The sequence below is a fragment of the Paenibacillus sp. FSL R5-0713 genome (assembly GCF_037973325.1).
Taxonomy (GTDB): domain Bacteria; phylum Bacillota; class Bacilli; order Paenibacillales; family Paenibacillaceae; genus Paenibacillus.
In genome coordinates, this window is the sequence record NZ_CP150229.1 from 6,454,754 (window position 1) to 6,481,286 (window position 26,533).

Sequence of the window (26,533 nt, forward strand, 5' to 3'; positions counted from 1 at the left end):
AGTTTCCGTATCATAATCGGTAACTTCCTTATAATTTGAAGGTTTCCTGTCTCTTTCCGCCGAATCTTGGTTTGGTACAGCAACGAACCCCAGGCCGCTGTTCACCCGAATGAACGGGCTAGAGGTCCTGGGGTTGATGGAATGAATTAACTTAGATGATGATCTTTTATAAATCTGAATCGAATCTCACTGATTATTTAACCACTTGGGCAAGCTTCTGAACGATTCCGGCCCATCCCTGTTCCATACGTTCCCGCACCATTGCATGTGCCTGTCCAAACTCAGTTAGTTTATCCGCATCCCAACCGCTGTGAATCAGTGTGAAATCCGTACCTTCTGGCTGTTCATTCAGTTGGAACGTCAACGTCCAGTCCTTACCCCAGCGAAAAGACAGCTTGTGCAGCGGCAGAACCTCCGTTACCTGACATGGTGACTGACCGAAAGGGCCTGCTTCCAATATAAATTCATGCCCTTCCACAGGTTCCAGATTGCCCGGCATGAACCAAGCCTCCAGTCCTTGCGCGGTTGAGACCATCTCCCACACCTTCTCTACAGGTGCTTGGAGCACAAGCTCCTGCCGGATATCCGGTAATGCACTTGATGATGATTCCACTCGTATCGCCTCCTTGGATATATTAATTCATTGTTTGAGATTTTAAGATTCATGTCAAATGGATTCATATAACGGCCAAGAAAAGTATTGACCTCTATTCTGCTCTCACCCCATAATTGGAATATACTACATATAAGGTGCGTGATTCCTATGATAGTCTGCTCTGAAAAATCCAATTCCAACCGTTGCCGGAAGGGATAATTCCATTCCAGCCCTTCTACAGTCTCGATATTATATATTGAAATGTGGGGGATACCTATACCATGTCATTCAGTTATTACGGTCCATTATGCACCACCGTTTATGATCTAACCAAGCCAGTGGGACACTCCTTGGGAGGAGATATTGAATTTTATCGCCACTATCTTCAAGGCTGCAAAGGACGAATTCTTGAAGCCATGTCTGGTTCAGGCCGGATGCTCATTCCTTTGCTTGAAGCAGGCTTGAAGGTGGATGGACTTGATTATTCAACCGATATGATTGACTCTTGTCGTTCTCGTTGCACCGAGCGTGCACTGCCTATGCCCGAGCTGTTTGTTGCCGATCTGGAGAAGCTTGACCTTCCCTATCGATACGAAACCATTATCATCCCTGGAGGTTCCCTGCTCCTCATTCAAGACAGAGAGGCTTCGATTAACGCATTGCGTAGTCTATTTCAACATTTGGAACCTGGCGGCAGACTTGTGTTTGATCTGTTTCTACCCGATGTAACACAGCCCTCTTCGATAGAAACATCAACCGTTCCATTACCTGATGGTGATACGATTACAGTAGAAGTCACAACCATTGAAGTGAACCTTCTACACCAGTATAAAGAAAGTCTGATTCGCTACGAACAATGGCATCAGGGTCAACTTGTCGCTACAGAGATGCAACAACTCACTCTGCGTTGGTACGGCGTAGAAGAGTTACGCCTGATTCTTGAACATATTGGTTTCTCTGATATTAAAGTATACGCTGACTTTAACCCGGATCAGCCGCCTACACAGTCGAATCAAAAATTCGTCTATGAAGCAACTCGAAGAGTGTAGTAATCAGTAAATTAGTCTACATGAATCTCACTAATAGAAAATTAGGCCACAGCATAAGGTTTAGCCCCTGCTGTGGCCTTCTTTTTTTACTATATAGGATTTGCAATGAACATTTACACGAGAACGCAGAGGACAGAAATAACTTGAAGAAGCGGAGCGTTCGCCTTTATCCTCAGTTTTTCACCTTTGTAAAAGTAAATCAAAAAATCTGAGGATAACAGCGCTCGGAAAGTTATTCTGTCATGGGGGTGGCAAGTGTAAATATAAATTTAGTGCAAATTAGTATCCACGAGAATATTGCTCTGCAATGGCAGCTTGATCCTTGCTGACACCCAGTTCCAGAGCGGCATGGTTCGCCCAATACGGATCACGCAACATGCCTCTTCCTACGGCAACCAGGTCCGCATCGCCGTTTCCAATCACTGCCTGAGCCAATGCTGCATCCTCCAGCATACCCACTGCGATGACAGGAACGTTCAATTCTTCACGGAAGCGACGGGCAAAGGGTACCTGATACCCCGGATAGTTCCCCGGTTTCCGCTGTCCCGAAGGTCCTTCGCCACCTGAACTGATATGGAACATGTCCACGCCTGCATCTTGGTAGGCACGGGCGATGTTGATCGTATGGTCGATGTCGTATCCACCATCCGCGTATTCTACAGCCGAAATCCGCATAATCAGCGGCATATCTGCGGGCATTTCTTTTTTCACTGCCCGAATGATCTCAACGCCGAAACGGGAGAGATCTTGCCCATATACATCCTCACGATGATTCATCAGCGGGGAATGGAATTGGTGGATCAGGTATCCGTGTGCACCGTGAAGCTCTATGGTATCCACTCCAGCCTGTACTGCGCGGCGAACACCATCTGCGAACTTCTGCACCATGGCTTCTACCTCTTCCGTACTTAACGCACGTGGCTCCTTGTAGTTTTCTCCCGGGAATGTAACTACCGATGGGGCAACCGGCTGCGGTGCATCCTCTGCTTTTCGTCCCGCATGTGCGATCTGAATGGCGACTTTGGAGCCGTAGGCATGGATTCCCTCTACCAGTTTGGTGAAGGCAGGTACATGCTCATCTGACCATATACCCAAGTCATTATCGGTAATACGTCCATCCGGATCGACATCGGTCATCTCAATCACGATGAGTCCAGTACCACCAACCGCACGGCTTACATAGTGGACCTGGTGCCAATCGTTTGGAATGCCATCCTTCGCAGTGACAGAATATTGGCACATCGGTGCCATAACGACACGGTTATTCAATTGCAAGCTTTTGTATTGATAAGGCGAAAATAATTGCTCAGTCATTGTTGCTGCATCTCCTGTTCCTTGATCATGATATATATGAAGCCTTACTTATTGTCTAAATCCGAAAACAGTTTACCATTCTTGCCGTAATTGTCCTTCTCCAAATCCTCAATGAAGATAAAGACTTTGCTCGGATCAACATCCAGTGTCTCACAAGCCACCTGAGTCATACGTTCAATCAACTGACGTTTTTGCTCAACCGACTTGCCTTCCAGTACCTTAACCGTGATAAATGGCATGTCTAGAACCCATCCTTTCTTCATCATTCATTATGAACCTCAGTTATAGAAATACAAGTACGTACATTTTTGTGACCTAGTACCCTTTTTGATACCTAGTTATCCTCATATATCGCTCTGTCCCATTCTGGAAATCCCTGCAAAACGTGATATGATAACCTTAGAGAGCCACAATAATTAATATACCCAATTTACATAAGTTGCGACGAACGGATACACGATAAACAGCGATCACAAGGTTATTCTGGACTCGTAGTGGATCAGTGTAAAACAAAGTAGCTCAACTTATACACTACTCAAGCTAGGGAGAGAAAATAGATGAAAGATATATTAATTCAAAGACTGAGTACTTATGTTCAGATGGATACCCAATCCGATGAAAATAGTGAGACATGCCCTTCCACACCCGGCCAACTGGCCTTGGGCAAACTGCTCGTTGAAGAGTGCACCTCCATTGGTCTGCAAGATGTAACGATGGATGAGAACGGTTATGTCATGGCTACCCTGCCATCCAATACCGACAAGGATGTTCCCGTCATTGGTTTCCTGGCTCACCTCGACACAGCGACCGACTTTACTGGCAAAAATGTCAAACCACAGGTTATCGATAACTATGACGGTGCTGATATTGTGCTGAACTCGGAACTGGATGTCGTGCTGTCCAACAAGGATTTCCCGGAACTGCACGAATATAAAGGCCACACCCTGATCACAACCGACGGTACAACGTTACTTGGTGCAGACAATAAGGCAGGCATTGCCGAGATTATGACCGCGATGGCCTATCTGATTGAGCACCCGGAAGTGAAACACGGTAAGATTCGGGTTGCTTTTACCCCGGATGAAGAGATTGGCCGTGGACCGCACAAATTCGATGTAGGTGCTTTTGGAGCCAAATATGCGTACACAGTTGATGGCGGACCACTTGGCGAGCTCGAATACGAGAGCTTTAATGCAGCAGCCGCCAAAATTACCGTACGAGGCACCAATGTACATCCCGGAACAGCGAAGGATAAGATGGTGAATTCTTTGAAAATTGCGATGGAATTGAATCGACGCCTGCCTGTGGAGGAAGCTCCTGAATTCACGGACGGTTATGATGGTTTCTACCATCTGTTGTCTCTGGAGGGTGACGTTGAACTGACTAAGATGAGTTACATCATCCGTGATTTCAACCGGGAGAAGTTTGAAGAGCGCAAAACAAATCTGCTCCAGATCGCGAACGAACTGAAGACCAAGTATGGAGAGAAAAGCATTACGGTTGAGTTGAGTGACCAGTACTATAACATGCGCGAGAAAATTGAACCCGTACGCCAGATCGTCGACATTGCTCATGAAGCCATGACCCGACTGGATATCGAACCTGTTATTCGTCCCATCCGGGGAGGAACAGATGGTTCCCAGCTATCCTATATGGGCATGCCAACACCAAATATCTTCACTGGCGGCGAGAACTACCATGGCAAATTCGAATATGTATCGGTAGACAATATGGTGAAGGCAACCCATGTTATTGTAGAGATCGCTCAATTGTTCGAGCAGCGCGGAGATATCTAATCCACTTGACGTGCAGTGCACAAAGAGCACAAAGAGTACCCCTTCGTATATTCGGGAGGGTGCTCTTTGTTATGCCATATTGTATTTTGTTGTACCGCGTCATGTCGTACATATATGCTGGCTTGATCTTTATTTTAGATGCCATCACTCATATATATTGCCCCCCGCGATGGCACGCAACTGTTCCAGATCACAGATCAGAAGCTTACGCTGCACCTTGCGAATAATATTTCGATTACACAGATCTTGAACGACTCTATTAAGATGTCTATAGCTGGTACCCAGCATATCGGCGAGTTCGGTGAGCTTGGAGGTCTGGATTTCTTCCGAAGAGGAATCGTCCTGGCCCATTGTGGACAGCAGATAACTGGCAAAGCGACTCTCGACCGGGTATAACATATTCAGACTCGACAGGTTAGAAAAGGTATACAATTTGTGTGTAACTTGACTCAGCATGAAGTGGAGAAATTTAGGGTTCTCTGCATACGTATTCTGGAGAGAACGATAGCTGATACCCAGCAACAGGCTTTTACTCACAGACTCTACCGTATTCATAGCCTCCTTGCCATTCACCAGTTCCAAATCTCCCACGAGCGCAAGTGGTGTACTGAAACGAAGCAACAGAGACTTTCCGTTAGGCAGGGTAGTATAGATCTTGAGCTTGCCCTGCACGAGAAAATACAATCGCTCGGGTCGCTCACCTTTGGAACAGATCATCTCGCCCTTTGCAGCCTCAAGTAGTCGCAACTCAGCGAGTGCAGACTCGTCCAGCACCTGATCCAACCCATTCTCACGGGCGAGTTGTCGCACTAGTCCAAAGTCCATGATTTCTTTCATTCCGACGTCCCCTCCGTTATCGTATATAACGTACACAAAGGGACATATGTCCCATAATTGATATACACTCGTACAAATATCTTGATATAAAAATAGTTACAGCTAACACTTATATCCAGTAAATCATTTCAAATGGTAAATATTTTAAAATTTAATCATAAAATGTTCATTCATTCGTGCAAAATGCCGTTCACGAAACGCACTTTCTGTCCGATGAAAGATAGAGCATTCCATAGATCGTTATATATATTACATTCAAATATTGAAAGGATGGTCCTCTTCCATGAACGTTGTAGATGCCCTGCTTAAAGTAATGCCTTATATCAGCAAGATCCTTAGAGAACCAGCCAGTTTAACTGTATATGATCACGAAAAGGTATTGGAGGTTATAACCACCGACAAGTTTGACCTTGGTTTTGAAAAAGGAATGGCGCTCTTGGACTCATTCCAGAACTTCGCCGTCTTGAAAAACGGAAGAGAAGCCAGTCTTTCCACGATTCCCAAGGAGGTTTTTGGTATTGAACTTGATACCCTGAATATTCCGATCTTTGATGATAACCAAAATGTTGTTGCTGTTTTCTGTGTATCTTACGACCAATCCAATCAGAACCAGCTTGAAGACATTATACAAGAAAATCAAACCATCAATGGAAACCTCGTTGATATGGTGCAGCATGTCTCCGCCCATGCCGAAGAATTGCAAGCAACCAGTGAACAGATCTTGCAGAACACAAGACTTGCTGTTCAGAACTCTTCCCAAATCAACAAGGTAGCCGGATTCATTCGTGAAATCTCTGAACAGACCAATTTGCTTGGTCTGAATGCCGCTATTGAAGCTGCTCGTGTTGGTGAAGCTGGTGCCGGCTTCGGCGTGGTGGCTTCGGAAGTACGCAAACTCTCTGTGGATGCCAAACAGGCTACAAGTGATATCGATACCAGCCTGAGAGATGTACAACAGGTTATCAAACAGATGGAAGTTGAAGTCTCCCAGATTGCTGCCTCTTCACAGGAACAAGCAACGCTTGTATCATCCTTCACGGATGTGATTGAGCAGCTTAATGAAACAGGTGCACGAATGAAAGCTCTGTCCGAGCAACTGATCAGCTATTCGGTTAATAAATAAATTATATGTATATCCAGATGAACTTCAACTCGTGTGAAGATACATCTTATATGCAACAAACAGGACTCGGGTTGCCCATGATGGATAATCCAAGTCCTGTTTTTTGTTATGTCCATTTGTATATGACCAACGATATTCAGATGAAATCTTAATTGGCTACATGTATTGATTTATCTCCAATAACTTCTTCTTCCGACTGCCAGCACTCCACTTCACCCGGAATATGAATCCGGTCACGCGTAAAGACGGGGTCACGTCCTTCAGCCTTCTGCTTCTTGTAGTCCTTCAATGCTTCAAAGGTGACCTTGGACAGCATCAGGATGGCAATCAGGTTCACCACCACCATCAGCCCCATGAACAGGTCAGCCAAATCCCACACTAGCTGAACTTTGGCAACTGCGCCAAACACCACCATCGCGATGACGCAAATGCGGTATACCCACAGCCAAACTTTGTTGGATTTGATAAACTCAATGTTGGTTTCCCCGTAGTAATAATTTCCGATGAGTGTACTGAAGGCAAACAGGAACACCATAACCGCCAGGAATCCCGATGCCCATGAACCAATATGAACACTTAATGCAGCCTGAGTTAACTCAATGCCACCCAGACTGGAGCCTTTGTACACTCCTGATAGCAAAATAATCATGGCGGTACTTGTACATATTACCAACGTATCTGTCAGTACGCCAAACGCCTGAATGAGTCCCTGTTTCACCGGATGTGTTGTATCTGCTGTTGCAGCCGCATTCGGGGCACTACCCATACCTGCCTCATTGGAAAACAATCCGCGTTTCACACCGTTCATCAGTGCCGCGCCCAACGTTCCGCCAGCCACCTGTTCGATGCCGAAGGCACTTTTCACAATTAACGCAATCATGGCCGGAAGCTGGGTAATGTTCGCCAGCACCACAAAAGCCGCTACCCCAATGTACAATACAGCAAGCACAACGACGATGTATTCCGAGGCCTTTGCAATCCGTTTGACACCGCCCATAATAATCCCAGCAAATATCACAGCCATAATGATCCCTACCGTTAACCGATCCGTACCAAATGAGTTTTGGAATGCTACGGTAATGGTGTTGGACTGCACCGCATTAAAGACCAAACCGAATGAAAGCGTAATGAGAATGGCGAATAAAACCCCCATCCAGCGTTTGCCCAGCCCACGCTCCATATAATACGCCGGACCCCCACGGAATCCACCCTTATCCTTCACTTTATAGATCTGAGCGAGCGTACTCTCCACAAAACTGGAGGCTGATCCGATAATTGCAATGATCCACATCCAGAATATAGCACCAGGTCCCCCCAATGCGATAGCCAATGCTATACCGGTAATATTCCCTGTACCTACACGGGCCGCCATACTGATACAGAACGCCTGAAAAGGGGAAATTTTGCCTGGCTCCTTGCTTTTCCGCTCTAGAAGCACCTTCACCATATCTCCAAGCATGCGGAATTGCATGAATCGGGTCTTGGTGGTGAAGTATATACCACATACTACCAATAATATAATTAACACTTTGGACCATAGAAAATCATTGAAAATGCCGACAATATCTTGTATTGTTTGCTCCATCGGTATGCCCCTTTTATGGTGTATTTCAATTACAGAGATGGTTCACGCGAAAAGTTTGTACCATTCTGCACAATACTTGCCCCGGAGTTGGGGATGTTACTTATACTACAAGGGCATCTACGAAAATCGACAAATACCTACATGCAATTTCAATATTTAAATTTAAAAATGTTCTTTGATCGCCCAATCATTGTCATTTAACCTAACATGTCAGGTTCTATACAAGAGGGAACGGAACGATTACACTGGAACGAGAGTTCATGGCGGAGTTAACCGCCTTTACCATAGATTTATCAATCACACCATTCGCAGAGAAAGGGAATGACTGACATGCGTTATTTTATCGTGGATGATGATCCTGGCGTTCGTTCCATGCTGATGGATATTATTGAGGATGAAGGCCTTGGCGATATTGCCGGGGAAGCTGAGGACGGAGCACATATTCACGCGGAACTGATGGAACTGCATAAGGTGGATGTCCTGCTGATTGATCTGCTGATGCCACAACGAGACGGGATTCAGACCGTGCGGGCGCTCGAAGGAAGGTTCGAGGGCAAGATCGTCATGATCTCCCAGATCGAATCGAAAAATATGATCGGCGAAGCCTATTCGCTAGGCATTGAATATTATATTACAAAGCCCATTAACCGATTGGAGATCCTATCTGTTCTGCGGTTGGTCAGCGAAAGAGTTCGAATGCAGCAATCCATCGCAGATATTCAGCGGACGTTGCAGGGATTGTCCGGTTTGCATCTGAATGAGCGTACTACGGCTCCGGTTCCGGACAAAACAATCACGACAGCAGGACACTTCCTGCTGTCCGAGATGGGCATGATCGGCGAAGCGGGCAGCAGGGATCTGCTGGACATGCTGGAATATCTGGAGCAGGTAGAGACCGATGAGCATAAGCTGTCCCCCTATATGTTCCCGTCTCTCAAAGACATCTTTCATAACGTAGCGATCCGCAAGTTGGGAGAGAACGCTTCAATCGCAGAGATTAACAAGGAGATTAAGGCATCGGAACAACGGGTTCGCAGAGCCATCTTCCAGACACTGAGCCATGTGGTGTCTCTTGGATTAACCGATTATACACATCCCAAGTTTGAGAACTATGCATCCAAATTTTTTGATTTCACCGAAATTCGCAAGAAAATGCTGGAGCTGCAAAACAATGTGGAACCTTCCCTGTCCCAGACACGCATCAATACGAAAAAATTCGTACAGGTTCTATATTTGGAAGCCAAACGAATGCTGCATTAGACAGATGAGCTATTACCAAATAACAAAGAACACATCTTATCTTAAATGGCAAGCTTACATTGGTGAAAAAGTTACTGAACAAGACAATCTGTATTTCATAAATCGTAGGTTTACAAAGGAGAAATGGCTATTTACTCAACTTAGAGATACGTTATTCACCGGCTTCCGCTGGATGCCTCATATTACTTCTACCGGATATAAATGGAATGATGTTGTTCTCAAAGAAACTGAAGTACCACAATGTGCTTTGAAGGAAAGTTATATTATTGTCAGTATCGCAGAAGGAAGATAACTCATTTTATATGAGATCTGTAAATTCATTTCAAAGAATTTACAGATCTTTTTTTTGCATGAACGACTCTCTTGTGGAACAACGTTTATGATAATGCTTTGCTATGCCTCCCTCCTAATTTTATTCGGAACACCCTCGGCCTTAACTCCGTGCGGGGTACTAAGCAAGGCACAAATAGATAATCAAGATTATTTCCTAACCAAGCTCTATAGGATTTCCATAAACGCTTAACGTGCTGCTTTCAAGATTGACTAAAATATTGCTTAAAATCATTAACAACTACTTTGACTTAATACTTAAAATTTCAATTAATTGTAAAAATATTGATATAAATATCATTATATGATAATATTTACTTGTAAAATAAATACATATTTTGAAGGAGAGTGTGCTATGAAAAATAAACTTTAGTAGTTACATCTCTAATTTACTTTAGTTTCTTAGTGATTTGTTTATTGATTTTTTTAAATCAATTTGTGAAAAAAAACACATACTAATCATTACTAACTTCTTTTTGATACCAATATATTTAAAGGAGATGTTCACGTTGAAGAATATCAAAAAAATATCTATGTCTAGTTTGGCTACTCTATTGATGATTCTAACACCTACACAAGCAATTTTCGCTGATGAAGTTTTGACAAACACTACGGTACAGTCACAAGAAACGCAACTCTTAGGTAATGTTACTTTACAAGGAACAGAATGGGCGGCGGTTGGACAGGAAACCAAACCTATTTACATGAATGGGGAAATAAAAATTGTGTTTAATGGTTCATTTGGACAATCTTGCTATGCATACGCCGCTGATCAATATAATAATAAAATTTCCTTAGGACGAATAGATTATGATGGTTACTTAAAAGTTAAACTGTATGGTTACTACAAAATCGGATTAGACTTTATCACCCCTTCAAGTGGATCTTCTTTTTACGTCATTTATTAGTAATTTAATATACCAAAAAGACTTTAGGAGACAAACTGGCGTCAGTACTGTACCGACGCCAGTTTTTTAGATTTTGTTGTGACCGTTTCGGTTGTTATAACATCATTTTTCGATTATTCTTTAAATTTTGGTACGTTACCTATTTCTTGTTGTTCGTATTCTCTTATTATTTTGTAAAAAGTATTTTGAAAGGTCCCAAGTGAGATTAGCCCCTACATGACTCAAATACCATCCCATAGCAAGATGTATACGATGCAAAAACAAACGGACATGAATATGACGCCGGTAGGATACCGCCTCTTCAACTGAGGCTGTTTATACCGGCTATATTCATGCCCGTCTGTACGATCAAGTGTCACTTATCTATGTGATTCGTTCTGTATATAAAATTAAAATCCCTTCGGGGGTTCAGGCCCGTGAATGGTTTCGGCTAATTCGGTTATACTCATTAATCAATTCGTCCAATGCCATAGACTGCCGAATCACATCGGGATGTCCAAGACCACCCTTGTTATGCTCTACCAGCATATAAAGGTTATGTCTGGCCTTTTCTATTTTATTTTTCAAATCCAAACTCATAACCATAACCCCTGATACCTCCTTATTCTGTGAACCATTTTAGTTTTTCCTGTCAATCTATAGTGGGATTAACATATGGCATAGGAGACAAGGATGTTTTGTATTCTTCTCCATTTTTTGATAAAGAATATTTTATCATACAAGTGCTTATCCGAAAATGGCTGATATGACGCAATTTTAGCGGTAATCACGAGGGCTTTATTCTTATATCCGACCTCATCATTCACGGCCAGAATGGATTGTGTCGTAAATGTGTATATTAGAAAAACAAAAAGTCTATTGGTTCAAAAGGTAATAAAATCCCTTTCCATAATGGGGTCATTCAGGTACAATAGGGCGATGTGTGTGTCCGGACCCGGCGGATACAAATGATGTAATTTAGAGGACGGCCAACGACGGCCATTGATCCTGATTTGATATTATTGGAGGCTTATCATCAACATGCAGACCGATTCACAGACTAAAGTCAAAATTGTTAACGCCGATCCCAGCGCAATGGGATTATTTGGGTTGGCTATCGTAACCCTGGTCGCTTCTTCCCAAAAGCTTGGCATCACAGATGGACTTAGCTACGCTATTCCTTGGGCAATCTTCCTGGGCGCCTTTGCCCAGTTATTTGCATGCATTCAAGATTCCAAACGCAACAATACCTTTGGCACAACAGCTTTTGGTGCGTACGCATTCTTCTGGTTCGCCATGGCGGCCAACTGGATGATCAAAATGGGCGTATTTGGCTCCACGCTTGCGGAACAGGCCGATGGTAAGCAGCTCGGATTTGCTTTTGCCGGATACCTTGTATTCACCCTGTTCATGACTATCGGTGCGATTGAAGCGAATAAAGTATTGCTGATCATCTTCATTCTGATTGACTTCCTGTTCCTTGGCTTGACCTTTGACGCTTTCGGCGTAGCTCCTCACATTTTCCACACCATTGCAGCATACGCTGAAATGGCGATCGGAATTGTGTCCCTGTATGGTACAGGTGCTTCGGTACTGAACGCTCACTTCGGCTATGCGTTCTTGCCAATCGGCAAACCGTCCGGCATTTTCAAGCCCAAGGCTTAATATACAGCAGTAAACCGCCAGCGCGCCGGTCCGCGCCTGGCGGTTTTTTTGTAGTCCAACTTCATTTGAATATGGTTCTGACCGACACCTATACTAGGGATAACAGATCAAAAAGACCCTGCAACACCTCAAATGAAATGTCACAGCAGCCATACTGTAAGGAGGAACAAGCATGAGAGAAATACCGAAACCTACGGAGATGGATCAGGTGGAGAAAAAGTATGTACGCGAAACGCGTTGTTTTAAGACGGCACGGGTGTTCCCAACCGATGTCAACAATCACAACACCCTGTTCGGCGGGAAGCTGATGTCCTACATCGATGATATCGCATCCATTGCCGCTTCCAAGCTATGCCGGGTCAATACCGTTACCGCATCAACCGACTCGGTAGACTTCCTGTACCCGATTAACCCAACAGATTCCGTTACGCTGGAATCGTTCGCGTCGTGGACCGGGCGCAGTTCCATGGAGATTTTTGTGAAGGTGGTTCGTGAGGATCTGAAGACCGGAGAGAAAAAAATCGCGGCGACTGCATTTCTGACCTTTGTGGCCCTGGACGAAAATAATCGCAAACTGATCGTACCCCGCATTATCCCAGAGACGGAAGAAGAGAAGAAACTATACGAGACCGCTCCGGATCGGGCGGCCATGCGGAAAAGGCGGCGGGAAGAGAGCAAGAAATTCGCTGACTTCCTGACCGTTACTTATCCTTGGGAATAAGAATACGCTAAACAAGCACAAGCTTGAACCAAGGGTTACCTGGACGATGCCGGATAAATGGATACCGCCCTGTTATCCGGCAGTTCGCCACCCATGGAGACACACCACTGTTGATAAATACGATATGCCGCACCACTCTCCAGCAATCCCTGACAAGTGTATATGCCCTCTTCGATGGAATTGACACGCCCCGCTGCGTACAAGCGGAATCCTCCATTTAACAGAACCTGATTCACAAAAGCAATATGACCGTCACCGCTTAATACACTTTCCGCCACTTCCAGCTGCTTCGCAGCCGTCCAGACCAGTTCCGGTACGGGCATATCCAATTCATAGGCTGCAGGATCAACCAGTTCCAGCTTCATATCACCATCTTCCACGGCGTATACGCGGGTTGGCCGATCAATATACAGATCCTCAGAACCTTCCATTCCCTGCACCACATAAGCACGACGATAATTAAACCGGGTAAGCAGCTTCGCAATCCGATCCAGAAAGGTATTATGAAACACACCAAACACCAGATACGGTGAATGGTTATAATCAATGAGTTTCTCTGCTGTGTTAAACACCGTGCGGAATCCCAGCTCTTCCCGTAACGGACGAAGCTTGCGAAGAGGCTCACACCACTCCTCGGAGGATACATACATGACACCTGAATGGAGCGCAGCGCCTTGGGCATCTGCCCGATCCATCTTACCCGTATCTATTCCTGCTTCCTTCAACAGTACCGACAGCGTAACGCCCCACTTGGGCGGTAAAGGATCACTCCCGTGCAAAGTCACAGGCAACCCGGCTGCCGCGAGTACAAATGCAACCGGAAACGTGGCCATGAACGACTTCGTCCGCCCGTCATAGGGACCAGCACAGTCCAATCCGTCCTGAAAAACGGAGAAACGTTCCGCACTGTTACGACATGCATGAACAAAGGCTTCCAGTTCCTCGACGTTTTCCATTTTCATTCGTTCAGCCATGAGAAAGGCAGCCGTCTGGGCAGGGGAAACCTCCTGTTTCAGGATTTTCTCTGCAACGGTCAGTGCCTCTGTATAATTCAGATCACGCGAGCCTCGTTTCCCACGTCCGACCTCTCGGAGTATCTGAGACATATCCATGGAGAATCCTCCTTCCAATTAAGACTGGAGCAGTTGATGCGCCTTCACAATGGCTGTGGCTACATCGACCATCCGTTTGCGTTCATCCATCGCTTTCTTGCGTAACAGGTCATAGGCTTCAGCCTCGGAAATCTGCTTCAGATCACTAAGGATGGCCTTCGCCATATCAATCCACTTCCGATCTTCCAGCCTGGATTGCAACTGCTTCCGTTCCTGTTCCCACTGCTTGCGTTCCATATAGCGCCGGGCTGCAAAGTGAAGCGTCCAATGTATCTCCGACCCGGTCATGGAAGGGGTAAGTATTCCATCAAATGAAGTTTCGATCTCGCAGGAGTCTGCGGAGGAAGAGGCTGTGTCTGGCGCGCACCACCAGAGCAGCGGGGAATCCGACTTTCCCTTTCCCAGGCAGTTCACCCAGTACTCCACGTCAGCCAGCGACAGATGCAAGATGGATGCTTCCGCCGCACGAGCCAGCTTCACCGCTTCCGCCTCACTGCCTGCCACCTGTACATGGTACCCGTTCGCTCCCAGCAGCCTCTCCGGTGTCAGAGGGATTGCATCGGACGAATCAGCTATCGTTGATTGTATACGGATGACCAATAAAGATCGCATGATGGAGCAATCCCTCCCTGATTACGTATAATTAGAATCGTATTATTTAAGACATTAACACATGAAAGCGCTATATATGTTATATTACCTGACAAAAGCGCAAATCAATCTGATTTTATAAATGATTCCGAAGTAATAAATACAACAATCATGACGGATCGTCCTAGTGGCCCAAAAGAATGAAACACTAATCATGACACGTTTTCTATGCTTTTTGTAGTTACTGCCACACTATTTGCCACTAAAACATTCATTTTCATGAATATATACCCTTAAAACCTCTTCGATCATTCGTGTTCCAATAAACTCATGTAAACATAATTAACTTTAAATTTCAAATACTTTTTTGTGTCAACTATATTGACATGGTTAGATCGATCTTTTATAGTTAAGCCATAACAACTCCATATTTGAATCAATCACAGTTACAACGGCGTAGCTGGTTGAAACGGCAATGAAGCCTGTTTTGCAATCTCGGAGCAAGGGATGCGTATGTATATGCGCAGTCCTCCGAGGCATAACAGGCTTTTTCGATTTTAGAGACAAGATTTTGAGGCAATTTGCACAATGGACCTAAGGGGGCTAATCATAATGAGTACAACGAAAAAGCTGGTATTGGTCGGTAATGGCATGGCGGGAATTCGTACAATCGAACATATCCTCAAGCTCGCTCCGCACGCTTATGAAATTACAGTCTTCGGCGCAGAGCCGCATCCCAACTACAACCGCATCATGCTCTCCTCTGTATTGGCTGGCGGAACATCCATCGAAGATATCGTCATCAACGAGTGGAGCTGGTACGAAGATAACGGCATTCAGGTATACCCGGGAGACCCGGTTGTTCAGATCGATACCGAGCGCAAGGAAGTTGTATCTCAGAACGGTGTACGCGCAGCCTATGATGAGCTGATTATGGCAACCGGATCACAAGCGTTCATCCTGCCACTTCCCGGTGCCAACAAGGAAGGCGTGATCGGTTTCCGCGATATTAAAGATTGCGAGACCATGATGGCAGCCTCACAAAAATATCGCAAAGCTGCCGTCATTGGAGGCGGATTGCTAGGACTTGAAGCAGCGCGTGGGCTGCTCAATCTGGGCATGGACGTCACGGTCATCCACATTAACGGTCATCTGATGGACCGGAATCTGGATCTGCCAGCAGGGCTGATGCTCCAGCGGGAGCTTGAAGAGCAGGGCATGAAGTTCCTTTTGAATAAACATACCGAAGAAATCACAGGCAAGCATCGAGTGAAAGCCATTCGTTTCACGGATCAGACCGTACTTGAAGCTGACCTGGTTGTCATGGCTGTCGGGATTCGTCCTCAGATCGAACTGGCTCGAAATTCCGGCCTGGATGTCAATCGTGGTGTCATCGTAGATGATTATATGCATACCAGCATTCCTGGGATCTCTGCCGTCGGCGAATGTGCAGAACACCGTGGTATTGCCTACGGACTGGTTGCTCCATTATATGAACAAGGTATGGTGCTCGCGAAACGCTTGGCTGGTGCCGCCACCGAAGGATATGCAGGCTCAGTAACTTCCACCAAACTGAAAGTATCCGGAGTCGACGTATTCTCTGCCGGACAATTCAAAGACGCTGCAGATACGCGCAGCATTCGCATTCAGGATGATGTCGACGGTGTGTACAAAAAGATGGTGATCAAGGATGGGCAGCTGATTGGGGCCGTACTTTTCGGGGATACCACAGATGGCGCATCGCTGTTTTCCCTCATTAAAAGTGGCGAGAACATTAGCGGCCGTGAGAAAGAAATTTTGCTCGGCGTGCCTTCCGGCGCTTCAGGCTCTGGTCCATCTGTCGCAGAACGTATGGCCAGTATGCCAGATGACGAGATCGTCTGTGGTTGTAACGGTGTTACCAAATCTTCCATCGGAGATGCCGTTCTGAATAAAGGCTGTAATACGCTCGGTGCCATCAAGTCCTGCACCAAAGCTTCCGCGTCTTGTGGTGGATGCAAACCGATTATCGAAAACCTGCTCACGTATTATGCCGGTGATAATGTAGGCGAACAGACCAAAGAAGGCATCTGTGGCTGCACCTCCTATGATCGGGATGAAATTGTTGCACAAATCAAGGAAATGGGACTCAAAAGCGTGAAGGAAGTGATGAACGTTCTCGGTTGGAATGAACCGGAAGGTTGCTCCAAGTGTCGTCCGTCCCTGAATTATTATCTCGGTATGATCTGGCCGGCTGAATACAGGGATGAGCGTGTATCCAAATTCACCAATGAACGTTATCACGCCAACATTCAGAAGGACGGTACCTATTCCGTTATTCCACGGATCTATGGTGGTGTTACTTCCCCGGCTGAATTGATCAAGATTGCAACTGTCGCAGAGAAATACGATGTTCCGATGGTGAAGTTCACGGGTGGACAACGGCTCGATCTGCTCGGAGTACAGAAAGAGAACCTGCCGAAGATCTGGGAAGAGCTCGATATGCCTTCCGGTTTCGGTTATGGTAAAGCACTGCGTACGGTGAAGACGTGTGTAGGCAACACATTCTGTCGATTCGGTACACAGGACTCCATCGAAATGGGCATTCGTCTGGAGAAAAAACTCGATAAAATGGTTGCTCCAGCAAAAGTGAAACTTGCTGTATCTGGATGTCCGCGGAACTGTGCGGAAGCGACCATCAAGGATCTGGGTGTTGTCGCCATCGATGGTGCATGGGAGATTCATGTTGGTGGTAACGCCGGAGTTAAAGTTCGCACAGCCGAGCTGCTCTGCACAGTGAAGACCGATGCGGAAGTGGAGGAGTGGACTTACTCCTACCTGCAATATTATAGAGAGAACGCAAAATGGAATGAGAGAACAGCGGCTTGGATTGAACGGGTAGGTCTGGAACATGTGAAGGAAGCATTGGCGGATCGGGATGTACGTCTCGCTCTGGTCGAACGTCTGGAAGTTACGCTGGGTCACACGGTTGATCCTTGGAAAGAAATCATTGAAGACGAGAAATTGCGTAAAAACTTCACCCCACTGTCCGGTGCCGAGCCGGTAACTCACTAAAGAGGAGGAACAGCGATGAACAAATTCCGGATTGGACACTTGGCGGATATTGATGAAAAGGGAGCACGGACTTTCCTGATACAGGATACCGAAATTGCAGTCTTCAAACTGAGCGACGGGAGTCTGCACGCCGTCGAGAATCGTTGCCCTCACAAGGGCGGCAAGCTGTCGGAAGGCATGGTATGCGGGACAGCGGTTCATTGTCCTTTGCATGATTGGAAGATTGATCTGCGTAACGGTAAGGTACATGAGCCGGATGAGGGCTGTCTGAACACCTACAAAACAGAAGTAGACGGCAACAGTGGAGAAATCTATATCACAATTGCGGGTTAAATGCTAAAGATACTCTGACATCAAGGAGGCGTGCGCTATGGATTTTGTTAAACCTGCAGAAGTGCTGCAATCGATGCTCGAAGCTGGTGAGAGCAAAGCCAGAATGAATCGGGTACAGATGCTAATCCGCGGTTTTCTGGCAGGGGCTATCCTTGCTTTTGCAACCACATTGGCATATACCGCTGTAACTCAAACTTCCGTTGGTTTGGCAGGTGCACTGATATTCCCCGCGGGATTCGTCATTATTGTTCTGCTGGGCCTTGAATTGGTGACAGGAAACTTTGCGATGCTCCCACTCGCACTGATGAAACGCAGAATTACATGGATGGATATGCTCCGAAATTATTTTTGGGTGATCACAGGTCATCTACTTGGATGTGCATTCTATGCTCTTTTATACGGACTGACCATTACGAAGATGGGTACGGATATGAGCAACCCACTCATTCAAACGCTGATTCAGACCAGTGAAGCCAAAACATTAGGATATCAGCATTTGGGCGGAGCAGGCATTGTTCTGGTGATCATCAAGGCCATTCTATGTAACTGGATGGTCACACTCGGGGCCGTGATGGCGATGACATCCACATCAACTCTAGGCAAAATCGTAGCGATGTGGCTGCCTATTACGATATTTTTCGCCCAAGGTTTTGAACATGCTGTAGTGAACATGTTTGTCATTCCGGCAGGCATGATGCTCGGTGCACAGGTCAGTGTCGCTGACTGGTGGCTGTGGAATCAGATCCCGGTGTTGGTGGGTAACCTCATTGGCGGAGCTGTATTTACAGGCCTCGGCCTATATGCTGCCCATCACTGGGGGAAACCGGTGAAGCTATCAACCAAACTGGCAACCATTCAGGGTGGTCGTTCCGGATTGGCAAGTTCCGATGCGGCACCGAAATTGGGGACACGATCATGAGCCGGGGCTTGGTTAGTATCGTTGGCGCTGGCCCTGGAGATCCGGATCTGATTACGGTAAAAGCCCTGAAACGTATTCAGTCCGCAGATGTCATTATGTATGATCGGCTTGTGAATGATCAATTGCTCGCTGAGGCTCGCGTCGGAGCACTCCGCATCTACTGCGGCAAGGCTCCAGGGCTTCACTCCATGAGTCAGGAGATGATTGGACGGATGCTTGCTGCACATGCAGCGGAAGGCAAACAAGTCGTACGACTCAAGGGTGGCGATCCGTTCATCTTTGGCCGTGGTGGTGAAGAAGCGCTTGTGCTGGCAGAAGCAGGGATTGCATTCGAGATCATTCCCGGCATCACTTCAGCTGTAGGTACATCCGCTTCCTCCCTTATTCCGTTAACCCATCGGGGGATTGCTTCATCGTTTGCATGTGTCACGGGAACCGGCAGTGACGGAAATGTTTCATCCGTTCGCTGGGACCTGCTCGCCCATAGCGTGGATACACTGGTCATCTATATGGGCATTAGCCAACTGCCCCAGATCCAACATGAATTGCTTCACCATGGGAAAAGTGGACACACCCCTGCGGCTCTAATCGAACGGGGAACCACTTCGGAGGAACGCATTATTACCGGCACACTTGCCGAACTCCATTCCCTCGCCCTGTCACATCAAGTGAATAACCCGGCATTAATTATGGTCGGCGAGTCCGTCCTGATCCGCGAACAGTTGCTTCAGATGCAACAGGCCGCTAATGCCTCCATGACCGGATAATCGAATTGGATTCCTTCATCTATATCAATTGAACTAAACATTTACACAAAACGGAGAGGACAGAAAGGACCTGAAGAAGCGGAGCATTCGCCTACAAGCTTTCTGTAAGAAAGCTACATCGGAAGCATACGCTATCCCCGGATTTAACCTTTATAAAAGAAATCAAAAAAATCTGGGGATAACAGCGATCGGAAGGTTGTTCTGTCATCGAAGTGTGCAGTGTAAATACTCTTTAGTTCAATTTATATAGAACAAAACTTCTATTCGACCCTTAATCCAACAGCATACGCTCGTGAATCGTCCGACCCTTCTGCCCTGGTTCAATCAGCAGACGGGTCGGTTTGATGTTGATCAGTGCCGTAAGCTGCTCTCCCATATAATGCGCAGAATATTTGAATCCAATCTCCGCCCAGTGCATAATCACGCCCACCGTAGCAGATACCAGATAACTTAACATGATGTCGTAATTAATGGTGTGCTCGCTATCTTCGGTCACCAGTACAAAATCCTCGGTTAAATAGGTTCTAAACATATTGCACAGACGGGAACCCATATCGGAATGAATCGTCATTAATGCGCGGAAAATATCCTGATGCGCTTCAATATATTCAAATACCGGCATCGTGGATGGCAGCAATGCAGTCATATCCACTTCTTTGAGCTGTGCGTATGGTGCTGCATAAGCCTGTCCTACCCCCTGCATGAAATCATCCAGAATGAACTGCAACAACTCCGGTTTGCCAGGAAAATGTAAATAGAAAGTTCCGCGGTTGTAATCCGCCCGCTCCGTAATATCCCGGATGGTGAGGGCATCCGCTCCCTTCTCCAATATCAAAGAAACCGCCGCAGCGATGATGGCATCCTGCGTTCTTCGTGCTCTCCGGTCCTGAGGATGTTCAATAATCAACATTTTCGCCTCCTTTGTTCATTATTGTAAACTAAATGAACACCGCTTACATCTCTGTCCGATAGCTGACATATGCGCTGTCAATGATTATTGTCACATGGCTATGTATATCTTAACATTGAGACAGGAAAGATAGACGACAGGTTGAAACTTTTTTTAAAAAAATACCTGCCAATAATGAATAAGGAGCGAATCATTCATGAGTACATCGTATACACATACAGCCGTTATTACAGGAGCAGCCGGAGGCATTGGTAAAGAATTGGCACGCCGTCTCGCAGAGCGCAAAATTAATCTGGTTCTGGTTGACCTGAATGAAGAAGCCATCCAGCAGACGATCACTGATCTGAACCTCGACAAGGAACACGTCATCGCTGTAAAAGCGAACGTATCCCAGGAAGCAGACGTGAAAAACTATGTGCAAAAAGCACTGGATGCGTTTGGACGAATCGATTATTTTGCCAATAATGCCGGCATTGAAGGCCCAACAGGACTGATCGAAGACCTGAGTGTTGAAGCACTCGACACCGTGTATAACGTCAACATTCGTGGCGTATTCCTGGGTCTGCAAAATGTCATTCCTGTTATGAAAAAACAAAAATCTGGTGCGATTCTCAATACCTCTTCCCTTGCGGGTCTGATGGGCGCACCTGCCGTATCTCCATATATTATGTCCAAACATGCCGTAGTTGGCCTCACACGTACCGCTGCCAATGAACTGGCACCTTACAATATCCGCGTTAACGCTGTATTACCAGGCACAATCAATACCCGCATGATGCGCCAGATCGAAGCCAATTCCGGCAACGTGGAAGATTATCAATCTGCTACGGTATCTGCCATTCCAATGGGCCGTTACGGTGAACCGGAAGAAGTCGCTGCGGTAATGAACTTCCTGTTGTCCGAAGAAGCATCCTATGTAACAGCTTCCCTCTACACCGTAGATGGCGGTATGATGGGTCAATAAGAAGCTGTAAACTGTAGGAGTTATACCGACAAGTATCTCCCAAGGGATGCCTTGTCACTACAATCTAAAAAAAGGCCTCAACACCACAGTAACGTGGAGTTGAGGTCTTTTTTACAGTACGATACTTAAACTTAACATGTTTAAGGCTGCGCATGTGAAATGTTACTTTGGGAACAGCCATTTAACGCCTCGCCGTTGCCCTTGTGATCACTCACGCTAACAAACCCAGAACACCTTATTTCGGCTAAAAGTGCTTATTCCCCGAACTAACGAATCTCAGACATGCTAATTCCGCACAAATGCTGCAATTGCACCGAAAAGCCCTAGAATCCAGAGAATAACGTATCTGAGATTCGTTAGATTTCCAATCGAGCGAGAAATACCTGAATAAGGCGTGTCAGGTTCGTTAAACTTTGCCTACGATCACTTAATCGACGTACCCCGCGTGACCCTTGTCCATCAAGTAGTCCATCTCAGCATCCAAAATGCTTTCTACGGTCAACTCATCCAGCTTCACATCTTTGAGACTAAGGATGTAGTCAGCCAGATCATCGCCGTCAATATCCACATCGTTACCTTTGGCATTTTCATGCGCCTTGTTGATGTACGCTTGCTCATGCTTCAGTACAAGGGCGATATTTGCCTGGCTTGCCTTCGTTTTATCTGCAATATACTGCATCATTTCTTGTTCATTAATTGCGTTTGCTTCTGCCACGTTCAGTTCATCTCCTTGATTCATACATACTGTTGCCATTGTAGCATAGGTTAACCCATTACAGGCAGAACTTATGCCTAACGAATGATTATAGAGCGGCAGCGAGGGTTAGTGTGGGAAACCCCAATGCAGGTAAAATACTCTATTCTCATCTAGGTGAAAATAAGACGTTGATGCATCGTAGTGAGTTGAGAGTTCAACTCTACGCCAGCGCCTCACTCCATCCCTACGACAACCGTACGTAAAATGTAGCGCCCTCTCCGACCACACTTCTGGCGTATAGCTCTCCTTTGTGCTGATCCACAATGGACCGAGCAATCGCCAGTCCCAGACCGTGTCCACCATGTGTGCGGGCTCTGGAAGAATCCGTACGATAGAATCGATCGAAGATCCGATCCAGATGTTCGGGTGCAATGCCTTCACCTGTATTGGACACGGCCAGCATGACATCATTATTCTGTTTCTGGAGCGTAACGTTTACGGACCCTCTGGGCCCGGAATACTTCACCGCATTATCGAGCAGGATCAGAATGACCTGTTTGATCTGCTCAATGTTCCCATGAACCGTAAGATTCGGCTCAATGTTGTAATCAAGTGAGATGTTTTTCTCAAAAATAACAGCTTCCATTGGCAAAATAATACTCTCTACCGCATCACTCATATTAAACTTCGCATGAATCATCGTCGAGCGCGAGTCGTCCATCTGTGTCAGATAGAGCAGATCATTCGTAAGTCCGGTCATGCGCTCGGTTTCCGACTTGATATAGTGAAGCCACTTCGCCTGGTTCGCTATGGTATCCTCCTGATTTGCAAGTAACACGTCAGCATTAGTATTGATGATCGCCAGAGGGGTCTTCAGCTCATGTGAAGCATCACCGATGAATTGTTTTTGTTTCTCAAATGCTTCTCTAACCGGTGCAATGGAGCGATTCGCAAAATAACGGCTCAGGAAGTATATTCCAATCAACATGATTAATCCAACAACAGCAAATGTATAGATCAGATTGGTCAGAATACCCTGTTGTGCCGTCACATCAATGAATACGATCATATGGCCATCACCGCTCGGATCAATTACATAGGCCCAGTCCGTTCCATCCAGTGCAAATTGTCCAGTCTGCCGTTCCGAATTACCAACTTTATTCTGGTCAACCTTTTGCAACGCCTCGGTGTAGAACGTATCTTCCATATCAAATCGGGATTGCGTATCCGTAATCTTCCACTGGTCATCCGTTTTGATCATGAATGAAATGGAACGCGCCGGAGGTGCATTGGGGTCTCCACCGGGTCCTTCATTGTTACCACTCATGGCATTGGAAGGTAGCGAATCTGAACCGGAAGCACCTGTACTAGCGCCTGATCCAGACCCCAGACCCCCACCTTCCCCGCGCGGCATCTTGGATGAATTATAAGGACTATGATAGAAATCAGAAACCTTGTACAACTCCATATTTGTCTCCCGTTGCACATTCTGATACGTAATCGTATAGATCGTCGCAAATGCCACCAGCATCATAATCGATATGGACACCAGATTCACGATCAGGAATCGATTTCGGAGTTTATTGAACATCAGGACGTCACCTCAAGCACATACCCCACACCCCGAATCGTGTTAATGCGGACAGCCGAGTTCAGGAACGTTAATTTTTTGCGTAAAAACGAGATGTACACCTCCACATTGTTATACTCCACTTCCGAATCGAATCCCCACAACTTCTCAATAATCTGCTCTTTGGAGGTAATCGCCTGTTTGCGCGTAATCAACAGCTCCAGCAGTTCATTCTCCTTCAGATTCAGCTTGATTTCCTTCCCCTGAACGCTCAGCTTCAACTGAGTTGTGTTCAGCTCCATGTCGCCGAATTTCAGTCCGTCCTCCGGAACCACTTCGCCCTTCCGCCTTAAGGCTGCACGAATCCGGGCCAGCAATTCTTCTGTGGCGAAGGGCTTGGCGATATAATCATCGGCACCATAATCGAGGCCTGTGACCTTGTCTGAGAGTTCACCCTTGGCCGTAAGCAGAATGACAGGCGTATGATTGCCTTCACTGCGAAGTTTCTTCAGGACGGTGATTCCGTCCATCTCTGGCATCATGATGTCGAGCAGTAACAGGTCGTAGATGCCGCTCTGCGCATAATCAAATCCTGATCTGCCGTCGTGGACCATGTCCACGGAGTAGTTGTTTTTTTTCAAAATCTGAGATACTGCCTCTGCCAAATGAACCTCATCTTCCGCAATTAATATTCTCATCATCTATTCATTCCTCTGCTTGAATTATTCGTCTTCATGAACGCTGTATGATATCTCCCATTCTATCAATTAAACCTTGAATCAATCTTAATTCATTTTGCGGATGCGAACTATTATAGGAAGGTAAAAAAATGTTAACGCAATGTAAAACCATTTAAGATTCATTCAAGGTTGGCCCTCTAAGATACAGACATGGAAGCAATACACGATGGAACAAAACATACAACCCACCAACGAAAGGACTGAACCCCACATGGCAATTGAAGTATTCAACCGATATGAGAGCAAATACCTTCTGACGGATGAACAGTACGCCCATTTCTACAACGACCTGCTGAAATACATGGAGCTGGATGCCTACAACAAGAAACATGAATACTACTCCATCAGTAACCTGTACTTCGACACTCCACAGGATTCCCTAATTCGCGCCAGTCTCTCCAAACCAAAATACAAGGAGAAGCTGAGACTGCGGGCATATGGAATACCTGAAGAGAATGCCAAAGTGTATCTGGAGATCAAAAAGAAAGTCTTTGGCCTGGTGAACAAGCGCAGAACCGCCTTGAAGCTGGATGAAGCGTACGAATTCGTTCGTTCAGGACAGGCACCGGAGCTGGCAGATTATATGAACAAACAGGTTGTGGAAGAGATCAAATACTTCCTTCGCCTCTACGATCTTGAACCGAAAGTGTATCTGGCGTATGAACGCAAAGCACTCTTTGACAAGAACAGCCGGGATCTCCGCATTACCTTTGACACCAACATTCGCAGCCGCAGATACGATCTGAAGCTGGAACAAGGAGATTATGGTGAACCGCTCGTGAAGGACGGAAGGTGGCTGATGGAAGTGAAAGCCGAGAAAACCGTTCCGCTGTGGCTGTCGCAACTGCTCTGTGAGCATGGTCTCTACCGCACTGGATTCTCCAAATACGGCAACGAGTTCAGACATCTGGTGAGAACAACCAACCTGAATTACCAGTCGGAGCGCATTCTTGTACCAGGCACCGATTTCAACCCATCCATAGAACAAGAACAAGATAAAACGATTATAGAAAGAGAGCGTGTCCTATATGCTTGATTCACTATTCAGTTCCGCCCTTACCGATACCAACTTGACGTTTAACAACGCAGTCATCACCATTGGTCTTGCCATCATCCTGGGATTAATCATCAGCCTCACGTACATGAAGACCAACCAAGCCACATACTCCCAGAGCTTCACCCTAACGATGGTGGTCCTGCCCGTCATTGTCGCCATCATCATCCTGCTCATCGGCAGCAACATTGCTCGAGCATTCAGCTTGGCAGGTGCCTTCTCGATCATTCGTTTCCGCAGTGCACCTGGTGATCCAAAGGATATTGCTTATGTGTTGTTCACGATGGCTTCCGGTCTTGCCTGCGGTGTAGGTGCTTTTGGATACGCAGTGCTGTTCACGATTATCCTGTGTGTGCTGATGTTTGTCCTGAGTCGCTTCAACTTCGGCGGCAAGAAGAGTCAGCTGAAAACACTGAAAGTCACCATTCCTGAGAATTTGAGCTATGAAGAAGCGCTTAACGAAGTGTTCCATACATTTAATGTACCTTTTGACCTGAAAAAGATCAGAACGACCGAGCTCGGCAGTCTGTATGAGCTGGTCTACAGTGTAACCATTCACGAAAGTGTTAGCCAAAAGGAATTCCTTGATGCCATCCGCACACGGAACGGCAACCTGGATATCTCGTTAACCATGAGTCCAACAACGGAATATTAATTCTT

Annotated in this window: 26 protein-coding genes; 14 read left to right on the top strand and 12 right to left on the bottom strand. The window is 46.1% G+C overall.

What is annotated here, in order from left to right:
• Positions 1–193 precede the first annotated feature (193 nt).
• Positions 194–619 carry an SRPBCC domain-containing protein gene (locus MKZ12_RS28710; RefSeq protein WP_339261551.1) on the bottom strand — a complete coding sequence of 142 codons (426 nt, stop codon included), beginning with the start codon at positions 617–619 and terminating at the stop codon, positions 194–196.
• Positions 620–876: 257 nt separating this feature from the next.
• On the opposite strand from MKZ12_RS28710, the gene MKZ12_RS28715 reads away from it, so the two are divergent.
• Positions 877–1,644: a class I SAM-dependent methyltransferase gene (locus MKZ12_RS28715; RefSeq protein WP_339257898.1), complete on the top strand. Its 768-nt coding sequence runs from the start codon at positions 877–879 to the stop codon at positions 1,642–1,644.
• Between the two features lie 279 nt (positions 1,645–1,923).
• Here the strand turns inward: MKZ12_RS28715 and MKZ12_RS28720 are convergent, their stop codons facing one another.
• Together MKZ12_RS28720 and MKZ12_RS28725 are read right to left on the bottom strand one after the other, a co-directional pair.
• Complete coding sequence (locus MKZ12_RS28720) at positions 1,924–2,958, bottom strand: NADH:flavin oxidoreductase/NADH oxidase (protein ID WP_339257899.1); 1,035 nt, start codon at positions 2,956–2,958, stop codon at positions 1,924–1,926.
• Between the two features lie 44 nt (positions 2,959–3,002).
• Positions 3,003–3,197, bottom strand: coding sequence for a 2-hydroxymuconate tautomerase family protein (locus tag MKZ12_RS28725; protein ID WP_253441854.1), 195 nt, complete (start codon positions 3,195–3,197; stop codon positions 3,003–3,005).
• A 318-nt stretch (positions 3,198–3,515) separates the two neighbouring features.
• Between MKZ12_RS28725 and pepT the strand changes: the two genes are divergently transcribed.
• The gene (gene pepT / locus MKZ12_RS28730; RefSeq protein WP_339257900.1) at positions 3,516–4,754 is read left to right on the top strand and encodes a peptidase T; all 1,239 of its coding nucleotides are present in this window, start codon (positions 3,516–3,518) and stop codon (positions 4,752–4,754) included.
• Between the two features lie 144 nt (positions 4,755–4,898).
• Here pepT and MKZ12_RS28735 read toward each other — a convergent pair whose 3' ends face one another.
• The gene (locus MKZ12_RS28735; RefSeq protein WP_339257901.1) at positions 4,899–5,591 is read right to left on the bottom strand and encodes a cyclic nucleotide-binding domain-containing protein; all 693 of its coding nucleotides are present in this window, start codon (positions 5,589–5,591) and stop codon (positions 4,899–4,901) included.
• 283 nt (positions 5,592–5,874) lie between these two features.
• Here MKZ12_RS28735 and MKZ12_RS28740 point away from each other — a divergent pair, with 283 nt between their 5' ends.
• Positions 5,875–6,714, top strand: a complete 840-nt coding sequence (locus tag MKZ12_RS28740) for a methyl-accepting chemotaxis protein (protein WP_339257902.1) — start codon at positions 5,875–5,877, stop codon at positions 6,712–6,714.
• A gap of 148 nt (positions 6,715–6,862) precedes the next feature.
• Here the strand turns inward: MKZ12_RS28740 and MKZ12_RS28745 are convergent, their stop codons facing one another.
• Positions 6,863–8,299 (bottom strand): alanine/glycine:cation symporter family protein, encoded by a 1,437-nt coding sequence (locus MKZ12_RS28745; protein WP_339257903.1) that lies wholly within the window; start codon positions 8,297–8,299, stop codon positions 6,863–6,865.
• Positions 8,300–8,629: 330 nt separating this feature from the next.
• Between MKZ12_RS28745 and MKZ12_RS28750 the strand changes: the two genes are divergently transcribed.
• Together MKZ12_RS28750 and MKZ12_RS28755 are read left to right on the top strand one after the other, a co-directional pair.
• On the top strand, positions 8,630–9,559 hold the full coding sequence (locus tag MKZ12_RS28750) for a response regulator (RefSeq protein WP_339257904.1): 930 nt from the start codon (positions 8,630–8,632) through the stop codon (positions 9,557–9,559).
• 839 nt (positions 9,560–10,398) lie between these two features.
• The gene (locus MKZ12_RS28755; RefSeq protein ID WP_339257905.1) at positions 10,399–10,797 is read left to right on the top strand and encodes a hypothetical protein; all 399 of its coding nucleotides are present in this window, start codon (positions 10,399–10,401) and stop codon (positions 10,795–10,797) included.
• 408 nt (positions 10,798–11,205) lie between these two features.
• Here the strand turns inward: MKZ12_RS28755 and MKZ12_RS28760 are convergent, their stop codons facing one another.
• On the bottom strand, positions 11,206–11,382 hold the full coding sequence (locus tag MKZ12_RS28760; RefSeq protein WP_339238663.1) for an aspartyl-phosphate phosphatase Spo0E family protein: 177 nt from the start codon (positions 11,380–11,382) through the stop codon (positions 11,206–11,208).
• Between the two features lie 435 nt (positions 11,383–11,817).
• Here MKZ12_RS28760 and MKZ12_RS28765 point away from each other — a divergent pair, with 435 nt between their 5' ends.
• Both MKZ12_RS28765 and MKZ12_RS28770 read left to right on the top strand, forming a co-directional pair.
• Positions 11,818–12,441, top strand: coding sequence for a GPR1/FUN34/YaaH family transporter (locus tag MKZ12_RS28765; protein WP_091012490.1), 624 nt, complete (start codon positions 11,818–11,820; stop codon positions 12,439–12,441).
• Positions 12,442–12,649: 208 nt separating this feature from the next.
• Entirely contained in the window at positions 12,650–13,162 is a 513-nt protein-coding gene (locus MKZ12_RS28770) for an acyl-CoA thioesterase (RefSeq protein WP_339261552.1), read from the top strand.
• Between the two features lie 35 nt (positions 13,163–13,197).
• On the opposite strand, the gene MKZ12_RS28775 is transcribed toward MKZ12_RS28770, so the two are convergent.
• A complete protein-coding gene (locus MKZ12_RS28775) occupies positions 13,198–14,274 on the bottom strand; it encodes an anthranilate phosphoribosyltransferase (protein WP_339238664.1) in 1,077 nt (358 codons plus the stop codon).
• An 18-nt stretch (positions 14,275–14,292) separates the two neighbouring features.
• A complete protein-coding gene (locus MKZ12_RS28780; protein WP_339238665.1) occupies positions 14,293–14,886 on the bottom strand; it encodes an ANTAR domain-containing protein in 594 nt (197 codons plus the stop codon).
• 591 nt (positions 14,887–15,477) lie between these two features.
• Here MKZ12_RS28780 and nirB point away from each other — a divergent pair.
• From nirB to cobA, 4 genes are read left to right on the top strand one after another with little or no spacing between them, the layout of a single operon-like run.
• A complete protein-coding gene (gene nirB, locus MKZ12_RS28785; RefSeq protein ID WP_339257906.1) occupies positions 15,478–17,919 on the top strand; it encodes a nitrite reductase large subunit NirB in 2,442 nt (813 codons plus the stop codon).
• Positions 17,920–17,934: 15 nt separating this feature from the next.
• Positions 17,935–18,252: a nitrite reductase small subunit NirD gene (nirD, locus tag MKZ12_RS28790; RefSeq protein ID WP_074092734.1), complete on the top strand. Its 318-nt coding sequence runs from the start codon at positions 17,935–17,937 to the stop codon at positions 18,250–18,252.
• 37 nt (positions 18,253–18,289) lie between these two features.
• Entirely contained in the window at positions 18,290–19,171 is an 882-nt protein-coding gene (locus MKZ12_RS28795) for a formate/nitrite transporter family protein (RefSeq protein WP_339257907.1), read from the top strand.
• Positions 19,168–19,938, top strand: coding sequence for a uroporphyrinogen-III C-methyltransferase (cobA, locus tag MKZ12_RS28800; protein ID WP_339238668.1), 771 nt, complete (start codon positions 19,168–19,170; stop codon positions 19,936–19,938). Before MKZ12_RS28795 ends, cobA begins: the two co-directional genes overlap by 4 nt.
• 271 nt (positions 19,939–20,209) lie before the next feature.
• On the opposite strand, the gene MKZ12_RS28805 is transcribed toward cobA, so the two are convergent.
• Entirely contained in the window at positions 20,210–20,848 is a 639-nt protein-coding gene (locus MKZ12_RS28805; protein ID WP_339257908.1) for a TetR/AcrR family transcriptional regulator, read from the bottom strand.
• Positions 20,849–21,044: 196 nt separating this feature from the next.
• Between MKZ12_RS28805 and MKZ12_RS28810 the strand changes: the two genes are divergently transcribed.
• Positions 21,045–21,812 carry an SDR family oxidoreductase gene (locus MKZ12_RS28810; protein ID WP_076332059.1) on the top strand — a complete coding sequence of 256 codons (768 nt, stop codon included), beginning with the start codon at positions 21,045–21,047 and terminating at the stop codon, positions 21,810–21,812.
• 427 nt (positions 21,813–22,239) lie between these two features.
• On the opposite strand, the gene MKZ12_RS28815 is transcribed toward MKZ12_RS28810, so the two are convergent.
• The 3 genes from MKZ12_RS28815 to MKZ12_RS28825 form a co-directional block, all read right to left on the bottom strand.
• Positions 22,240–22,494: a hypothetical protein gene (locus MKZ12_RS28815; protein ID WP_339261554.1), complete on the bottom strand. Its 255-nt coding sequence runs from the start codon at positions 22,492–22,494 to the stop codon at positions 22,240–22,242.
• Between the two features lie 259 nt (positions 22,495–22,753).
• Positions 22,754–24,100, bottom strand: coding sequence for a HAMP domain-containing sensor histidine kinase (locus MKZ12_RS28820; RefSeq protein ID WP_339257909.1), 1,347 nt, complete (start codon positions 24,098–24,100; stop codon positions 22,754–22,756).
• The gene (locus tag MKZ12_RS28825; RefSeq protein ID WP_339243244.1) at positions 24,100–24,777 is read right to left on the bottom strand and encodes a response regulator transcription factor; all 678 of its coding nucleotides are present in this window, start codon (positions 24,775–24,777) and stop codon (positions 24,100–24,102) included. The genes MKZ12_RS28820 and MKZ12_RS28825 overlap by 1 nt, the downstream gene beginning before the upstream one ends.
• A gap of 253 nt (positions 24,778–25,030) precedes the next feature.
• Here MKZ12_RS28825 and MKZ12_RS28830 point away from each other — a divergent pair, with 253 nt between their 5' ends.
• On the top strand, positions 25,031–25,855 hold the full coding sequence (locus MKZ12_RS28830; protein WP_091013215.1) for a polyphosphate polymerase domain-containing protein: 825 nt from the start codon (positions 25,031–25,033) through the stop codon (positions 25,853–25,855).
• Positions 25,848–26,528: a DUF4956 domain-containing protein gene (locus MKZ12_RS28835; protein WP_091012463.1), complete on the top strand. Its 681-nt coding sequence runs from the start codon at positions 25,848–25,850 to the stop codon at positions 26,526–26,528. The genes MKZ12_RS28830 and MKZ12_RS28835 overlap by 8 nt, the downstream gene beginning before the upstream one ends.
• Positions 26,529–26,533 lie beyond the last annotated feature (5 nt).

Coding starts and splice junctions, on each gene's coding strand:
- MKZ12_RS28715 (WP_339257898.1), top strand. CDS start 877: ATGTCATTCAGTTATTACGGTCCATTATGCACCACCGTTTATGATCTA.
- MKZ12_RS28720 (WP_339257899.1), bottom strand. CDS start 2,958: ATGACTGAGCAATTATTTTCGCCTTATCAATACAAAAGCTTGCAATTG.
- MKZ12_RS28725 (WP_253441854.1), bottom strand. CDS start 3,197: ATGCCATTTATCACGGTTAAGGTACTGGAAGGCAAGTCGGTTGAGCAA.
- pepT (WP_339257900.1), top strand. CDS start 3,516: ATGAAAGATATATTAATTCAAAGACTGAGTACTTATGTTCAGATGGAT.
- MKZ12_RS28735 (WP_339257901.1), bottom strand. CDS start 5,591: ATGAAAGAAATCATGGACTTTGGACTAGTGCGACAACTCGCCCGTGAG.
- MKZ12_RS28740 (WP_339257902.1), top strand. CDS start 5,875: ATGAACGTTGTAGATGCCCTGCTTAAAGTAATGCCTTATATCAGCAAG.
- MKZ12_RS28745 (WP_339257903.1), bottom strand. CDS start 8,299: ATGGAGCAAACAATACAAGATATTGTCGGCATTTTCAATGATTTTCTA.
- MKZ12_RS28750 (WP_339257904.1), top strand. CDS start 8,630: ATGCGTTATTTTATCGTGGATGATGATCCTGGCGTTCGTTCCATGCTG.
- MKZ12_RS28760 (WP_339238663.1), bottom strand. CDS start 11,382: ATGGTTATGAGTTTGGATTTGAAAAATAAAATAGAAAAGGCCAGACAT.
- MKZ12_RS28765 (WP_091012490.1), top strand. CDS start 11,818: ATGCAGACCGATTCACAGACTAAAGTCAAAATTGTTAACGCCGATCCC.
- MKZ12_RS28775 (WP_339238664.1), bottom strand. CDS start 14,274: ATGGATATGTCTCAGATACTCCGAGAGGTCGGACGTGGGAAACGAGGC.
- MKZ12_RS28780 (WP_339238665.1), bottom strand. CDS start 14,886: ATGCGATCTTTATTGGTCATCCGTATACAATCAACGATAGCTGATTCG.
- nirB (WP_339257906.1), top strand. CDS start 15,478: ATGAGTACAACGAAAAAGCTGGTATTGGTCGGTAATGGCATGGCGGGA.
- nirD (WP_074092734.1), top strand. CDS start 17,935: ATGAACAAATTCCGGATTGGACACTTGGCGGATATTGATGAAAAGGGA.
- MKZ12_RS28795 (WP_339257907.1), top strand. CDS start 18,290: ATGGATTTTGTTAAACCTGCAGAAGTGCTGCAATCGATGCTCGAAGCT.
- cobA (WP_339238668.1), top strand. CDS start 19,168: ATGAGCCGGGGCTTGGTTAGTATCGTTGGCGCTGGCCCTGGAGATCCG.
- MKZ12_RS28805 (WP_339257908.1), bottom strand. CDS start 20,848: ATGTTGATTATTGAACATCCTCAGGACCGGAGAGCACGAAGAACGCAG.
- MKZ12_RS28810 (WP_076332059.1), top strand. CDS start 21,045: ATGAGTACATCGTATACACATACAGCCGTTATTACAGGAGCAGCCGGA.
- MKZ12_RS28815 (WP_339261554.1), bottom strand. CDS start 22,494: ATGATGCAGTATATTGCAGATAAAACGAAGGCAAGCCAGGCAAATATC.
- MKZ12_RS28820 (WP_339257909.1), bottom strand. CDS start 24,100: ATGTTCAATAAACTCCGAAATCGATTCCTGATCGTGAATCTGGTGTCC.
- MKZ12_RS28825 (WP_339243244.1), bottom strand. CDS start 24,777: ATGAGAATATTAATTGCGGAAGATGAGGTTCATTTGGCAGAGGCAGTA.
- MKZ12_RS28830 (WP_091013215.1), top strand. CDS start 25,031: ATGGCAATTGAAGTATTCAACCGATATGAGAGCAAATACCTTCTGACG.
- MKZ12_RS28835 (WP_091012463.1), top strand. CDS start 25,848: ATGCTTGATTCACTATTCAGTTCCGCCCTTACCGATACCAACTTGACG.